At 71.3% G+C, this 13,844-nt stretch carries 13 protein-coding genes; 7 read left to right on the top strand and 6 right to left on the bottom strand.

From position 1 onward, the window contains the following. Window positions 1-2 precede the first annotated feature (2 nt). Genes ACZ6SA_RS36645 through ACZ6SA_RS36625 form a run of 5 tightly spaced genes read right to left on the bottom strand, consistent with a single transcriptional unit; the run spans window position 3 to window position 5,446 of the window. Window positions 3-836 (bottom strand): sugar phosphate isomerase/epimerase family protein, encoded by an 834-nt coding sequence (locus ACZ6SA_RS36645; RefSeq protein WP_347648707.1) that lies wholly within the window; start codon window positions 834-836, stop codon window positions 3-5. A gap of 38 nt (window positions 837-874) precedes the next feature. Further along, the gene (locus tag ACZ6SA_RS36640; protein WP_347648706.1) at window positions 875-2,071 is read right to left on the bottom strand and encodes an ABC transporter substrate-binding protein; all 1,197 of its coding nucleotides are present in this window, start codon (window positions 2,069-2,071) and stop codon (window positions 875-877) included. Further along, window positions 2,058-3,008: an ABC transporter permease gene (locus tag ACZ6SA_RS36635; protein ID WP_347648705.1), complete on the bottom strand. Its 951-nt coding sequence runs from the start codon at window positions 3,006-3,008 to the stop codon at window positions 2,058-2,060. Before ACZ6SA_RS36635 ends, ACZ6SA_RS36640 begins: the two co-directional genes overlap by 14 nt. Next, window positions 3,005-4,006, bottom strand: a complete 1,002-nt coding sequence (locus ACZ6SA_RS36630; protein ID WP_465833392.1) for an ABC transporter permease — start codon at window positions 4,004-4,006, stop codon at window positions 3,005-3,007. The genes ACZ6SA_RS36635 and ACZ6SA_RS36630 overlap by 4 nt, the downstream gene beginning before the upstream one ends. Continuing rightward, a complete protein-coding gene (locus ACZ6SA_RS36625) occupies window positions 4,007-5,446 on the bottom strand; it encodes a sugar ABC transporter ATP-binding protein (protein ID WP_465833390.1) in 1,440 nt (479 codons plus the stop codon). 390 nt (window positions 5,447-5,836) lie between these two features. Between ACZ6SA_RS36625 and ACZ6SA_RS36620 the strand changes: the two genes are divergently transcribed. The 6 genes from ACZ6SA_RS36620 to eboE are packed head-to-tail and all read left to right on the top strand — an operon-like array spanning window position 5,837 to window position 11,102. Next, window positions 5,837-6,970, top strand: coding sequence for an inositol-3-phosphate synthase (locus ACZ6SA_RS36620; protein WP_347648702.1), 1,134 nt, complete (start codon window positions 5,837-5,839; stop codon window positions 6,968-6,970). After that, on the top strand, window positions 6,967-7,812 hold the full coding sequence (locus ACZ6SA_RS36615; RefSeq protein ID WP_347648701.1) for an SCO3242 family prenyltransferase: 846 nt from the start codon (window positions 6,967-6,969) through the stop codon (window positions 7,810-7,812). Before ACZ6SA_RS36620 ends, ACZ6SA_RS36615 begins: the two co-directional genes overlap by 4 nt. Then, on the top strand, window positions 7,809-8,675 hold the full coding sequence (locus tag ACZ6SA_RS36610) for a sugar phosphate isomerase/epimerase family protein (RefSeq protein ID WP_347648700.1): 867 nt from the start codon (window positions 7,809-7,811) through the stop codon (window positions 8,673-8,675). Before ACZ6SA_RS36615 ends, ACZ6SA_RS36610 begins: the two co-directional genes overlap by 4 nt. Next, window positions 8,620-9,126, top strand: coding sequence for an EboA domain-containing protein (locus ACZ6SA_RS36605; protein ID WP_347648699.1), 507 nt, complete (start codon window positions 8,620-8,622; stop codon window positions 9,124-9,126). Before ACZ6SA_RS36610 ends, ACZ6SA_RS36605 begins: the two co-directional genes overlap by 56 nt. Next, on the top strand, window positions 9,127-9,984 hold the full coding sequence (locus ACZ6SA_RS36600; RefSeq protein ID WP_347648698.1) for a TatD family hydrolase: 858 nt from the start codon (window positions 9,127-9,129) through the stop codon (window positions 9,982-9,984). Window positions 9,985-9,986: 2 nt separating this feature from the next. Continuing rightward, complete coding sequence (gene eboE, locus ACZ6SA_RS36595) at window positions 9,987-11,102, top strand: metabolite traffic protein EboE (RefSeq protein WP_465833386.1); 1,116 nt, start codon at window positions 9,987-9,989, stop codon at window positions 11,100-11,102. Between the two features lie 32 nt (window positions 11,103-11,134). Here eboE and ACZ6SA_RS36590 read toward each other — a convergent pair whose 3' ends face one another. Further along, entirely contained in the window at window positions 11,135-12,319 is a 1,185-nt protein-coding gene (locus tag ACZ6SA_RS36590; RefSeq protein WP_465833384.1) for an RNA-guided endonuclease InsQ/TnpB family protein, read from the bottom strand. 181 nt (window positions 12,320-12,500) lie between these two features. Between ACZ6SA_RS36590 and ACZ6SA_RS36585 the strand changes: the two genes are divergently transcribed. Next, the gene (locus tag ACZ6SA_RS36585; protein ID WP_347648695.1) at window positions 12,501-13,835 is read left to right on the top strand and encodes an alkaline phosphatase family protein; all 1,335 of its coding nucleotides are present in this window, start codon (window positions 12,501-12,503) and stop codon (window positions 13,833-13,835) included. The last annotated feature ends 9 nt before the right edge of the window (window positions 13,836-13,844 follow it).

Raw genomic sequence — 13,844 nt, 5'->3', positions numbered from 1 at the left:
TGTCAGAGGGCGCGTAGGTAGGCGAGGCCGTCCACGGCCAGCGCGTCCTGGCTCTCCGCGAGGGGCCGCCAGATGGAGGCCGCGGTGGCGATGCTCAGGTTGTGCGCGGTGAACGACTCGATGACGAGCGGCCCCTGATAGCCGGTGTCGCGCAGGGCCCGGACGAAGCCCGGCCAGTCGAAACGGTCGGCCCCCGGCGTGCCGCGGTCGGTGCCGCACACCTGCACGTGCGCGATGCGGTCCGCCGCGTCCCGCACCGCCTGGGCGGGATCCTTCTCCTCGATGTTCATGTGGTAGACGTCGAGTGCCAGGTGGCAGTCCTCGGGCAACGCCTCGAGCGCCTGCTCGACGGTGTTGAGAAGGCTGGTCTCGTACCGGTTGAGCGGCTCGACCGCGAGTTTCACCCCGCGCTCGGCCGCATGGTCCAGAACGGGCCGCAGATGCTCGCGCAACTCGGCGTAGACCCTCCCGCGTTCGTCCGGCGAGAGCCGCCACGTACGGCCGACCGAGGCGTACGCCGGCCCTCCGATCACCGGGGAGCCGACGGCCACCGCCACGTCGACGCAGTGCCGCAGATAGTCCTGGGTGTCGCGGACGGTCTCCGGGGAGGCGGCCACGAGCTCCCGCCCCGGCGGCATGACCAGCACCACGGACGCGGCCAGCCCGTGTTCGGCCAGCACCGCCGCGGCCCTGTCCGGGTTCCAGTCGCCGGGTCGCTCGACCGGCAGCTCGATGACGTCGAAACCCCACCGGGCGATGCGGGGCGCGAGCCGCGCCAGGTCGTCGTCGGTCAGCGGGGAGACCCAGACCCAGGTGTTCACTCCGATGGAGAACATGGCGTACCTCTTCGTCGTCGGTTCGCGAAAGGAGCCGATCAGCTCTTCTTCCCGCCCCAGACCTCGGGGAAGCCGGGCAGGTCCTCACAACCGCACAGCGCGTAGTGCAGCGGCGGCATGTCGGGCTTGAGGTAGGCCGACAGGTTCTCGCTGGTGACCTTCGGCTGCGGCAGGTTCCACATCTCGGGCACCTCCTCGCCCTTGAGGATCTTCAGAGCGGCGATGATCGGGGTCCGCCACTGGTAGGTCGGGTACGTGGGCGCGACGGCGGTGAGGTCGGCGTCCTTCCACTTCTGCAGGAAGTCCTGCTGGTCCTCCCCGTTGATCGGCGGCACCGGCAGGCCGGCGTCCTCGAACGCCTCGATCGCGGCCACCGCCGTGGCACCGGCGTCCATCCAGACGCCGTCGATCTTGCCGTGCCGCTGGATGTAGTCGCTGACGATGCTCTTGGTCCTGGCGGCGTCACCGTCGGTGAACTCCACCCCCACCACCTGGAGGCGGCTCTTGTCGAACACCACCTTCGCCGCCGACCAGCGGGTCTCCAGGACGTCGACACCGGGCAGGATGCGCAGCGCCAGCACCTTCCCGCCCGCCGGCACCTTCTCGGCCAGGAACTCGGCGGCGTCGGCGCCGAAGGCGTAGCCGCCGATGGGCTTGATGAACGTCACCGGGCAGTCGGTCTCCACACCCCGGTCGAACACGATGACCGGCACCTTCGCGCAGGCGGCCGTCACGGCGGGGGTGAGCGTCGCCGTGGTGTTCGGCGAGACGATCAGGGCGTCGCAGCCCTTGGCCTGCAGCTCGGCGATGTCCGAGATCTGCTTGTCGTCCTTGCCCTCGGCATCCAGCGCGGTGAACTCCTCGATCTCCTCGTGCAGGCCCGCCTCCGCCTGCATCGTCTTCCACCCGACCTGGCGCCAGGGGTTGTTGACCGCCGCGTTGGAGAAGCACAGGTGGTACGGCCCGTCCTTCTTGTACTGTGCCGTGTCGATCATCTTCGGGTCGATGGCCTGCTCCCAGGGCTTGGCCGCGGGGCCCTGAGGCGTCTGGGAACGCATGGCCAGCTGGGCGTCGAAGTCCGCCTGCACGAAGAACTTCGACTGCGCTCCTGTGCCCGAGTTCCCGGCGCTCGTGGCGGGCGGCGCGGGTCGGGTGGTGTCCGTCGGCTTGTCGGTGGTGCAGCCGGCGAGGACGAGCACGGCTGACAGGGCGATTGCGGCCTCAAGGCGCGGCATGAGCGTCTCCTCTTCGGGGGGTGGACTTCCAGGGAAGTCGGATGGCTCCCGCCGCGACCGCGGCGATGATGATGACGCCCTGGACGGTGGACTCCAGCGCCCCCGAGATTCCGTACAGGTTGAGCAGGGTGAACAGCGCCTCCAGCGTGACGGCCCCGGCCATGGCGGCCGGCACGGAGCCGCGGCCGCCGCCGAGCACCACGCCGCCGAGAACGACCGCCGTGATGGCGGAGAACTCCAGTCCCTGGCCCGCCTGCGCCGAGACCCCGGCGAAGCCGCCGAGCAGGATCGCCGCGACGGCCGCGGACAGGCCGGAGAGCATGAAGGCGAGGATCCTGACCCGGTCGACCCGGACCCCGGACAGTGCCGCGGCACGCTCGTTGTCACCGGTGGCCATGAGGGTCCGGCCGAAGTCGGCGCGCATGAGCCAGATCGCCGCCCCGCCCACGGCCAGCAGGATCAGCACCGACCACGGCAGCGGCCCGAGGGCGCCGCGGCCGAACATCCGGAAGCCCTCCGACAGCGCGCCGCGTGGCGCGCCACCGGTCCAGAGGAAGACCGCGCCGCTGAGGACGAGCAGCATGCCGAGCGTCACGATGAACGACGGCACCCGCAGCTTGGTGGTGCCCACGCCGTTGACCAGCCCGACGAGCAGCCCGACGACGACCAGCAGGGCGAGGACCGGCCAGGTGGCGGACTCGTCGCCGTCGATGAGCCGCGCGGCGATCACCACCTCGGCCGTCACCAGCGAGCCGACCGACAGGTCGAACTCGCCGGAGACGATGACGAAGTACTGTCCCGCGGCGAGGATCACCAGCGGCGCGGCCCGCTTGAGGAACGCCAGGAACCCGGCGGGTTCCAGGAAGTGGGGATTGGCGACCGCGATCGCGGCCAGCAGCACCACGAGGACCGCGAGGATGGGTAGTGCGCGCTTCATGCCGACCGCCTCGCTCGGCGCCGGGCGTAGACGGCCACCGCGATGACGATGACCACGCCGCGGACCACGTCCTTGACGAAGGAGTTGACCTCGAGCTGGTTGAAGAGGGTGTCCAGGACGGCCAGCAGCAGGACCCCGCCCACGGTTCCGGCGACCCCGCCCTTGCCTCCGGCCAGCGCGGTCCCGCCGAGCACGACCGCGGCGATGGACTCCAGGTCATAGCCGCCATCGGTGCCCACCGTGGGCGCCCCCGCCCCGAGTCTGGCGGCCAGCAGCAGACCCGCGATGCCGGCGCAGACCGAGCACAGCACGTGGGTGATCACGATGACGCGGGCCGTACGGATCCCGGACAGCCGGGCGACCTCCTCGTCGCCGCCCACCGCGTAGATCCGGTATCCCAGCCGGGTCCTGCTCAGCAGGAACCAGGCCGCGACGGCCACGCCTGCCCAGAGCATGGCGGAGACGGGTACCGGCCCGACGCGGGAGTACCCGAGAAGCTGGAACGACTCGGGCACCCTGCCCGCCGGGCCGTCGTACAGGTGGTCGACGATGCCCTTGATGATCAGAGCGACGCCGAGTGTGGCGATGAAGGCGTGGACCTGGAGCCTGGTGATGACCAGCCCGTTGACCAGCCCCACGAGCGAGCTGATGACCAGCACCGCGGCGACCGCCGGCCCGATGTTGCCGTCCTGGCCCGCCATGATCTCCGCCGCGACCAGCGAGGACAGGCTGATCAGGTACGCCACGGACAGGTCGAGCGACCCGGCCAGGATCGCCAGCGTCTGCCCGATCGCCACGATGCCGAGTGCGGCGGACCGCTGCTGGATCCCGACGATGCTTTCCATGGTGAGGAACTGGCCGCCGTCGAGCGCGACGAGGGCCCAGCCGACCGCGACCAGGCCGAGCAGCGCGAGGAACACGACCTGCGAGGGTTCGCGCAGGTGAGCCGCCAGACCGCCGTGCGCCTGGCCGCGGCGGGCGCGCGTGAGCAGGTGCATTCATGCCACCTCTCCCGCGGCCAGGCGCATGATGGCCTCCTCGGAGGCCCCGGCCGGCAGCGCGCCCGCGACACGGCCGTCGCGCAGGACGACCACCCGATCGCTCATGCCGATGAGCTCGGGCAGTTCGGAAGAGATCATCATGATGGCCATGCCGTCGTTCGCCAGTTCGCGCATCAGGTCGTGGATGGCGGCCTTGGCCCCGACGTCGACTCCCCGGGTCGGCTCGTCGAACAGCAGCACCCGGGGCGCCATCGTCATCCATTTGACGAGCACGACCTTCTGCTGGTTGCCGCCGGACAGGTAGCGGACCTCCTGGTCCTGGCGCGCGGGCGAGAGGCGTACCCGTTCGAGCAGGTCGCGGACGCCGTCGCGGTTGCGTGGGCCCACCGCGCGGGCGACGAGCAGGACGTTGTCGCGCACGGACTGGCGCAGCGCGAGCCCTTCGGCCTTGCGGTCCTCGGTCACGAGCCCGATGCCCATGGCCACGGCTTCCCGGACCGAGCGCGGGCGCTTCGGGATCATCTCGCCCGTGGTGAACGGCTCCGCCCCGAAGATCGCTTTGGCGAGCTCCGATCTGCCGGATCCCTGCAGGCCCGCGATGCCGACGATCTCCCCGGCACGCAGTTCCAGGTCTATGTCGTGGAGCTTGTGGTTGCCGGCCGCGCGCAGGCTGAGCCGTACCTCGCCGGCACCTTCCGAGCGGGGCGGGAAGTAGGTGCCGAGGTCACGGCCCACCATCAGGCGGATCAACGCGTCGGGGGTCACCTCGCCGATCGGGAGCGTGGTGACGCGCGAGCCGTCCTTGAGCACGGTGACCCGGTCGGCGAGATCGAACACCTCGCGTAATCGGTGGGAGATGTACACGACGGCGACGCCGCGTTCCCTCAACCGCCCGATCAGCCGGTAGAGCAACTCGACCTCGTGCTCAGCGAGCGCCGCGCTGGGCTCGTCCATGACGACGAGCCGCGCGTTCACCGACAACGCCTTGACGATCTCGACGATCTGCTGCTGGGCGACCGACAGGCGCTTGACGGCGTCGCGGGGGCCGAAGGGATCCTCGCCCAGCTCGCCGAGGAGCCGCGCGGTCGCCTCCTCCATGGCGGCGCGGTCGACCAGGCCGCGTCTGACGGGCTCGCGCCCGAGGAACACGTTCTCAGCGACGGTGCGCTCGGGCAGCAGGTTGAACTCCTGGTAGATGATCGCGATGCCGGAGCGCTGCGCCTCGAGCGGATGGCCGAAGGAGACGGGCCGGCCGTCGATCTCGATCGTGCCCTCGTCCGGCGTGTGAACCCCGCAGATGATTTTCATCAGGGTGGATTTGCCCGCGCCGTTCTCGCCGACGACGGCGTGAACCTCGCCGGCCGTCACATCGAGGTCCACCCCGGACAGCACCCGCACGCCGAGGAAGCTCTTGCCGATGCCGCGCATGCTCAGCATCCGGTCAGCCTCCCCGCCCCCGGTGACCCCCGGGCGTGCACGGCAGGCAGCGAGGAGTAGGCGCCGTCCCTGCTCGGGGGCCATCGGCAGGTTTCAGGCCCATATCCGTCATGTTGCGGGATGCTAAGCGGGCTTATGTCGATGGTCAAGCAAAAGTCGGCCGCCAGCGCGACATAATTATGGAGCCGCGACGGGTGGCGTCCCCATGAAGAGCGGGTGTCGAGTACGCCCGACACGGCGGACCGGCGGCGATGGCCGTGGGCGGCAGATGATAAGACAGCAATAAGCCTACTTATGCTTGACCATCGACAAAAATAGCTTTTACCATCGCGGAGACTTACCTACTGGATGCCTTCGCATGCGGGGTAGTCCCGGCACGATGGAGCTTTCATGGACAAGCTCGGTGTGTGGCTTATCGGGGCACGAGGATCCGTGGCGACCACTGCCATCGTGGGCGCCGCGGCCATCAAGGCGGGAGCGGCGTCCCCCCGTGGATGCGTGAGCGAGTCCGCCGGCTTCCCCGGGCGGCTGGTTCCGCTGACCGACCTGATCTTCGGCGGCCATGACGTCGCCGGGACCTCCTTACGCAAGCGCGCCGAACAGCTGGGCAGAGCAGAGGTCATATCGCCGGACTTACCGGGATTGCTCGCGCCCGATCTGGACGCCGCCGACGCCGAGATCCGGCCGGGCTACGTCCCCGGTGACGGCGGCCGGGCCGCGACCCGGCTGATCGACGACATCGCCGGCTTCCGCGCCCGGCACGGGCTGGCCCGGGTGGTCGTCGTCAACGTGTCGTCGACCGAACCCCCGGCGGATCCGCGCCCCGAGTTCGGAAGGCTGGCCGATCTCGAGGAGCGGCTCGCCGTAGGGGACGACGTCCTGCCGCCGAGTTCGCTGTACGCCTATGCGGCGTTCCACGCGGGGTGCGGCTATGTGGAGTTCACCCCCTCCACCGGGCCGACCCTGCCCGCCCTGGCGGAACTCGCCGCCCAGCGGCGCGTGCCGTACGCGGGACGCGATGGAAAGACCGGCGAGACCCTGGTCAAGAGCGCCCTGGCGCCCATGTTCGCCGACCGGGCGCTGCGCGTCCGCTCCTGGTCCGGGCTCAACCTGCTCGGCGGCGGCGACGGGGCGACACTCGCCGATCCTGCCGCCAGGTCCAGCAAGCGGCTCTCCAAGGACCAGGTCGTCGCGCAGGTCCTGGGAGGACCCGTGGAGGGTGAGACGCACATCGACTACGTCCCGGACCTCGGAGAGTGGAAGACCGCCTGGGACCACGTGAGCTTCGAGGGCTTTCTCGGCGTCCGGATGACGCTGCAGTTCACCTGGCAGGGCTGCGATTCGGCGCTGGCCGCTCCGCTCGTCCTGGACCTGGCCCGGCTGGTCGCCCGCGCGCACGAGAAGGGGCGGCACGGCGTCCAGCCCGAGCTCGGGTACTTCTTCAAGAGCCCGCTGGGGACGGGCGAGCACGCCCTGGCGGCCCAGTACGCCCGGCTGCGCGCCTTCGCCGAGGAGCTGTCATGAGGGCGCTGCTCGAACTGGTCCGCGCGCCCGCCGCGCTGTCGGTGCCGGGGGACACCATGGCGGGAGCCGCCGCCGCGGGGCGGCGCCCGGCACCCGGCCTGGCCCTGGCGTCGGTGCTCGTGTACTGGTCGGGAATGGCGCTCAACGACTGGGCGGACCGTGAGGCGGACGCCGTCGAGCGTCCCGAGCGCCCGATCCCGTCGGGCCGGGTCCGCCCGGGCGTCGCGCTCGGGCTCGCGGCCGCCCTGACCGGCGCGGGCCTGTCCACCGCCGCCCTCGCCGGCGGCCGTCGCGGTCTCGCCGTCGCCGGCCTGCTGGCCGGCGCGGTGTGGGCCTACGACCTGCGCCTCAAACGGACGGTGGCGGGACCGGCGGCGATGGCGGCCTGCCGCGTGCTCGACGTGCTTCTGGGCGCGGGCGAGCAGGCGAGGTCCGCGGTGCCGGCAGCGCTGGCGATAGGCGCGCACACCTACGGGATCAGCGTCCTCGGCCGCGCCGAGGTGACGGGGGCGACCCGCGGGACCGCCGAGCGCGCGCTCGTGGCCAGCACCGTGGCGGCCGGGCTCGCGGCCGCCTCGTGCGTGCGGGGCGGAGCCACCGCCCGGACCGGAGCGGGCGTCCTCATCGCCGGCTATCTCGCCTCCACCCTTCCGGTCCAGGCCGGGTTACGGACCCTTCCCGACCCCGAGAACGTGCGGCAGGCCGTCCGCCTGAGCATTCTCGGCCTGATCCCGCTCCAGGCGGCGGCGGTCGCCGGTGGCGGACGGTTCGCGATGGCGGGCGCGCTGCTGTGTTCGCTCCCCGTGGGAAGGTGGCTCTCATCCCGGCTGGCGACATCGTGAGGTGGGCCTACTGCACCAACGGCTTCTCCGGCCACCGGCTTCCCGAGGCGCTCGCGGTCCTGGCCGACCTGGGGTACACCGGTGCGGCCATCACGCTCGACCACGGTCATCTCGACCCCCACTCCCCCGGGCTGGCCGCGGAGGTGTCCAGGATCGCCGGGATCCTCGATCGCCTCGGCCTCGCTGCCGTCGTCGAGACGGGCGGGCGCTACACCCTCGATCCCCTGCGCAAACACCATCCGACCCTCATCAGCGACGGCGCCGGGCGCAGAGCGGAGTTTCTCATCACGGCGATGCGCGTCGCCGCCGACCTGGGCGCTCCCGTGGTGCACCTGTGGAGCGGCGTCCGGCCCGACGGCGTGCCGGAGGAGGAGGCGTACACGCGGCTGGCCCGCCAGTGCGCACGACTGCTCGACGAGGCCGATCAGGTGGGCGTCACGCTGGGATTCGAACCCGAACCCGGGATGCTCGTCGCCGACCTGGACGGCTTCGAGCGGCTGCGCGCGATGCTCGGCGCCCCTACCCGGTTCGGTCTCACCCTCGACATCGGGCACTGTCACTGCATCGAGCGGGAGGACCTGGACACCTGTGTCCGGCGGGCGCTGCCGTACGCCGTGCACGTGCAGATCGAGGACATGCGCCGGGGGGTCCACGAGCACCTGGAATTCGGCGAGGGTGAGATCGACTTCGCGCCGGTGCTCGCCGCTCTGCACGGCTACCCGGGTTTGGTGGCCGTGGAGCTGGCCCGGCACAGCCATGCGGCCCCGCAGGTCGCCCGCCGATCGATCGACTTCTTGAGGAGGGCACATGAAGGAGCCGGCACAGGAGTGGCTGGCCCAGGCCGCCCGGCAGGTCAAAGCTGACCCGCAGGCGATCCACCGGCTCTTTCCGCAGGCCGAACGGCGGGGCGGCCCGGGCGCCCGGCACGCGCTGCTCGGCGCGCTGCGCGGCCGCCACGCGGTGATCCGGAGCCTGTACGAGGCCGGCGACAGCGGTGAGCGGCTGGCGATTCTGACCGTCCTGCACGAGCTCGACCTGGAAGGCACGGCGGTCGCGCTGGTGGAGGACGCGCTTCGCAGCAATGACGCGCGGCTGGTCGCCGCGGCCCTCGGCCCGTACGGCTCGGCGTGGCTGGGCGACCACTCCTTCCGGCAAGGGGTGCTCAAGTGCGTCTTCATGTCGATCCCCCTGGTGGCGGTGGCCGAGCTGGACCGCCGTTTCGACGCCGAGCTGGCCCGGATGTTGTCGGAGTACGCGGCGGAGTTGCGGGCGGCCGGCCGGCCCGTCCCGCGCGACGTCCTGGAGAGGATCTGAATGCGCATCTTCGACCCCCACGTCCACATGACCTCCCGGACCACCGACGACTACCAGCGCATGCACGCCGCGGGGGTCCGGGCCGTCGTCGAACCCGCCTTCTGGCTGGGGCAGCCCCGTACCCATGTGGGCAGCTTCCTCGACTACTTCGACGCGCTGCTCGGCTGGGAGCCCTATCGCGCCGCGCAGTACGGCATCCGCCACCACTGCGCGCTCGCGCTCAACCCGAAGGAGGCGAACGATCCGCGATGCGCGGCGGTGCTGGCCGAGTTGCCGCGATACCTGCTGAAGGACTCCGTCGTCGCGGTCGGCGAGGTCGGCTACGACTCGATGACGGCAGAGGAGGAACGGGCGTTCGAGGCGCAGCTCGCCCTGGCACAGGAGAATGATCTTCCGGTACTCGTGCACACCCCGCATCGGGACAAGGCCGGGGGCACCCGCCGGACGCTCGACGTGGTGCGGGCGGCCGGGACGCCCCCCGCGCGGGTGCTCATCGACCACCTCAACGAGGTGACCGTCGGCATGGTCGCGGACTCGGGCTGCTGGATGGGGTTCTCCATCTACCCGGACACCAAGATGGACCCGGACCGGATGGTGACCCTGCTCAAGGAGTACGGCACGGACAGGATGCTGGTGAACTCGGCCGCCGACTGGGGGCGCAGCGATCCGCTGAAGACGCGCGAGGTGGCCGACGTCATGCTCGCGGCCGGCTTCGGCGAGGACGACGTGGATCGGGTGCTGTGGCGCAATCCGGTCGCCTTCTACGGGCAGAGTGGCCGGCTTGACCTCGAGAGCGGCCCCGTAGCAGGCCCTGTAGCCGGCCCTGACTACGCCGGCAACACGATCAAGCGGGGCTGAGCATGCGGCTGCGCCATGCGGGCGGCTCGACGGTGCACCTGTCCTACTGCACCAATGTCCACGCCGCGGAGGATCTCCCCGGCATCCACGGTCAGCTGTCCGGCGTCGCGGCGCGGGTCAGGCGCCTGCTCGGCGTCGAACGGCTCGGGCTCGGGCTGTGGCTGTCCCGGCACGCCGCCGCGGACCTCACCGCCCGGCCCGGGGAACTCGCGGCGCTGCGCGAGCGGCTGACCGCGCTCGGGCTGGAGGTCGTGACCCTCAACGGGTTCCCCTACCGCGGCTTCCACGACGAGATCGTGAAGTACCGCGTCTACACCCCTGACTGGGCCGACGCGGAGCGGCTGCGCCACACGCTCGGGCTCGCCGGGATCCTCGCCTCGCTGCTGCCGGACGACGTCACCGAGGGCACGATCTCGACCCTGCCTCTCGCCTGGCGGACCGGGTGGACGAGAGAGAAGGCGGCGGCGGTGATGGCCAATCTCGACGCGGTCGCCGAGGGCCTGCGCGCGCTGGCCGGCCGTACCGGCAAGGTGATCCGGCTGGGCTTCGAGCCGGAGCCCGGCTGCATCGTCGAGACGACGTCCCAGGCGGGCGCCCTGCTGAGTGACGTGGACCACGACCACCTCGGTCTCTGTCTGGACGCCTGCCACATGGCCGTGGGTTTCGAGGAGCCTGACGCGGGCGCCGCCTGCGGGTTGCCGATCGTGAAGCTCCAGGCGTCGTGCGCGTTGGTGGCGCCGCCGCGGGCGCAGCGGGCCCTGGCCGCGTTCGACGAGCCCCGCTTCCTCCACCAGACGCGCTCGGCCAGCGGATACACCGACGACCTGGGCGAGGCCCTGGCCGGTGGCCTGCCCGCGGACGAGAGCTGGCGGGTGCACTTCCACGTCCCGCTGCACGACGCGCCGCCCCCTCCGCTCGCCACCAGCGCCCCCTACCTGCGGGACCTGCTGGAGGCACTCCTCGGCAGGGAGCGTCCGCTGACCAGGCACGTCGAGGTGGAGACCTACACGTGGAACGTGCTTCCCGGCGCGCCGGCCGACATCGCGCACGGCATCGCCGCCGAGCTCCACTGGATGCGGGCGCAGCTGGCCGCCCTCGGGCTGAAGGAGACGTGGTGACTCCTCCGCTCCCTGAAGGGAGCGGCTTCTCGCTAAGCCGCTTGCGCAGCCTGGCGAAGGGCAAGCCCTGCCCTCACGATGTTGACCGCCGCGTTGACGTCGGCGTGCGCGGTATGACCGCACGCCGTGCAGGCGAACGCGGCTTGGGTGACGCGGTTCTCCTTCGCGCTGTGCCCGCAGCGGGCGCAGGTGCGGGAGGTGCCGGCGGGGTTCACCGCGATCAGCTCTCGACCGGCGCTTTCAGCCTTGTACGCGAGGATCGTCAGGAACACCCCCCAACCCGCGTCCAGAATGCTCCGGTTGAGGCCGGACTTGGCCGCGACGTTGCGGCCGAGGGCTTCGATCGTGCCCGCCGCCGAGCGGGTCATGTGCGCGATCCGCAGGTCCTCGTGCACGATCACATCATAGGCGCGGACCAGGGCGAGCGCGGCCTTGTGCGCGCCGTCCAGACGTTGCCTGCGCACCCTGGCGTGCAGCGCGGCCACGCGGGCCACCGCCTTACGCCGCCGCTTGGAGCCCCGTTCCTTCCGGGCCAGAACCCGCTGCGCGTCCGCCAGCCGGTCAGCGGACGCGGCCAGGTGACGGGGGTTGCTCAGATGCTGTCCGTCGCTGGTCGTGACGAGGGACGCCACGCCCATGTCGATCCCCGCGACCGCGCCGGTGGCGGGCAGCGGTCCGGCGGGCACGTCGTCGCACGACAGCACCACGAACCACCGGCTGCCTTCCCGCTTCACCGCGATCGTCTTCACCCGGCCCTTGACCGCGCGGTGCCGGTGGACGCGGACATGCCCGACCCCCTGAAGGCGCACGTAGGTGACGGTCGGGTGCTCGGGCTGGGAGTCCCACCGGCAGCCGTCGCCGTCCTTCGGCCACTCGACCGTGTCGAACCGGCCGCGCCCCTTGAACCGCGGAAAGCCCGGCGCGCGACCCTCGCCGACCCGCTTGAAGAACGCGCGAAACGCCTTGTCGAGCCGTCGCAGCGTGGCCTGCTGGTAAGAGAACGACCAACGCCCCTGCCCGTCCGCATCATCGGCGCGGATGTGTTTCAGCTCGGCCGACTGCTCGCCGTACCGGACACTCACCCCCGCCCTGGCATAGGCGGTACGGCGGTGCTCCAAAGCGGCGTTGTACAGCGTGCGGTGATCCTCCACACACGCCGCCAGCGCCGCCGCCTGCCGGGCGGTGGGGCGCAGCAGGAACTTGAACGACCTGCGCACACCCCACCCCCCCATCACGTTCGGTAACAACACCGCCACGATATCGGCTGGCGCCGACAAAACCAGGAAGGACATCCGTGATGCGCGGACCCGACAAGTCAGGGCACGCTCGGGCCTTGACGGCCCTCCCGCTCCCGATTCACCCGTCGCCCCAAGACGACGGTCCCCTCGGGAGACTCTGATGGCACCGCTGATCGTGATCAATGTGGTCGGGCTCACCCCGCGCCTTCTCGCGCACATGCCGAACGTGGCGAAGGTGGGCTCGGCGGCCGCGCTGCGGCCCGTGCTGCCCGCCGTCACCTGCTCGATGCAGGCCACCCTGCTGACCGGTTCGATGCCCCGCGACCACGGCATCGTGGGAAACGGGTGGTATTTCCGGGATCTCGGCGAGGTGCTGCTGTGGCGCCAGCACAACGCGCTCATCCAGGGCGACCAGCTGTGGACCGCCGCGACCGGCCTGCGCACCGCCAACGTCTGCTGGTGGTACGCGATGGGCGCGCCGACCGACCTGCTCGTCACCCCGCGTCCCGTCTACCACGCCGACGGCCGCAAGTCTCCCGACTGCTACACCCGCCCGCCCGCACTCCACGACGACCTCGAGGCCGCGCTGGGGCCGTTCCCCCTGTTCACCTACTGGGGACCCAACGCGGGGATCGCCTCCTCCGAATGGATCATCGCCGCGGCCCGCCGCATCCTGGCCCGCGAACGGCCGGATCTGCTGCTGGTCTACGTGCCGCACCTCGACTACGACCTCCAGCGGTACGGCCCCGCCGGTCCCGAGGCGATCGCGGCCGCCCGCGCCGTCGACGCCGCGCTGGCTCCGCTCCTGGCCGAGGACGCCGAGGTGGTCGTGCTCTCCGAATACGGCATCACCCCGGTGTCCCGCCCGGTGGACGTCAACCGGGCGCTGCGCACCGCTGGTCTCCTGGAGGTCTACGTCCAGGCCGGGATGGAGTACCTCGACCCGTGGACGTCCCGGGCCTTCGCCGTCGCCGACCACCAGGTGGCCCACGTGTACGTGCGCGACCCCGGCGACCTCGACCGCACCCGGGCCGTCATCGCCGAACTGGCCGGCGTGGACGAGGTGCTCGACCAGGCGGGGAAGGCGAAGTACGGGCTCGACCACGAGCGCGCCGGCGAGCTCGTCGCGGTGGCGGAGCCCGACGCCTGGTTCACCTATTACTACTGGCTCTCCGACGACCGCGCTCCGGATTTCGCCAGGCTCGTGGACATCCACCGCAAACCCGGCTACGACCCCGCCGAGTTGTTCATGGACCCGCGCGATCCGTTCGTCAAGCTGCGCGCGGGGGCGGCGCTCGCCAGGAAGAAGCTGGGGTTCCGGTACACGATGCGGGTGGTGCCGCTCGACCCGGCTCCGGTGCGGGGCAGCCATGGCCGGCTGCCGGATCTCCCCGACGACGGACCGCTGATCATCGCTCCCTTCGACCGTGACTCGTACGAGGCGACCGAGGTCAAGGGAGTCCTGGCCTCCCTGGCCGCCCGGGCAGGACGCTGACCGCGCACC

The organism is Nonomuraea sp. NPDC049378, from assembly GCF_055586745.1.
The sequence above is the reverse complement of the archived record's forward strand: the minus strand, read 5'-3'. Positions and strand labels throughout refer to the sequence as shown.

Bases quoted from the DNA above. Each gene is read 5' to 3' on its own strand.
- ACZ6SA_RS36620 (WP_347648702.1), top strand. From the start codon at position 5,837: ATGGACAAGCTCGGTGTGTGGCTTATCGGGGCACGAGGATCCGTGGCG.
- ACZ6SA_RS36605 (WP_347648699.1), top strand. From the start codon at position 8,620: ATGAAGGAGCCGGCACAGGAGTGGCTGGCCCAGGCCGCCCGGCAGGTC.
- ACZ6SA_RS36615 (WP_347648701.1), top strand. From the start codon at position 6,967: ATGAGGGCGCTGCTCGAACTGGTCCGCGCGCCCGCCGCGCTGTCGGTG.
- ACZ6SA_RS36585 (WP_347648695.1), top strand. From the start codon at position 12,501: ATGGCACCGCTGATCGTGATCAATGTGGTCGGGCTCACCCCGCGCCTT.
- ACZ6SA_RS36645 (WP_347648707.1), bottom strand. From the start codon at position 836: ATGTTCTCCATCGGAGTGAACACCTGGGTCTGGGTCTCCCCGCTGACC.
- ACZ6SA_RS36625 (WP_465833390.1), bottom strand. From the start codon at position 5,446: ATGCTGAGCATGCGCGGCATCGGCAAGAGCTTCCTCGGCGTGCGGGTG.
- ACZ6SA_RS36635 (WP_347648705.1), bottom strand. From the start codon at position 3,008: ATGAAGCGCGCACTACCCATCCTCGCGGTCCTCGTGGTGCTGCTGGCC.
- ACZ6SA_RS36640 (WP_347648706.1), bottom strand. From the start codon at position 2,071: ATGCCGCGCCTTGAGGCCGCAATCGCCCTGTCAGCCGTGCTCGTCCTC.
- ACZ6SA_RS36630 (WP_465833392.1), bottom strand. From the start codon at position 4,006: ATGCACCTGCTCACGCGCGCCCGCCGCGGCCAGGCGCACGGCGGTCTG.
- eboE (WP_465833386.1), top strand. From the start codon at position 9,987: ATGCGGCTGCGCCATGCGGGCGGCTCGACGGTGCACCTGTCCTACTGC.
- ACZ6SA_RS36600 (WP_347648698.1), top strand. From the start codon at position 9,127: ATGCGCATCTTCGACCCCCACGTCCACATGACCTCCCGGACCACCGAC.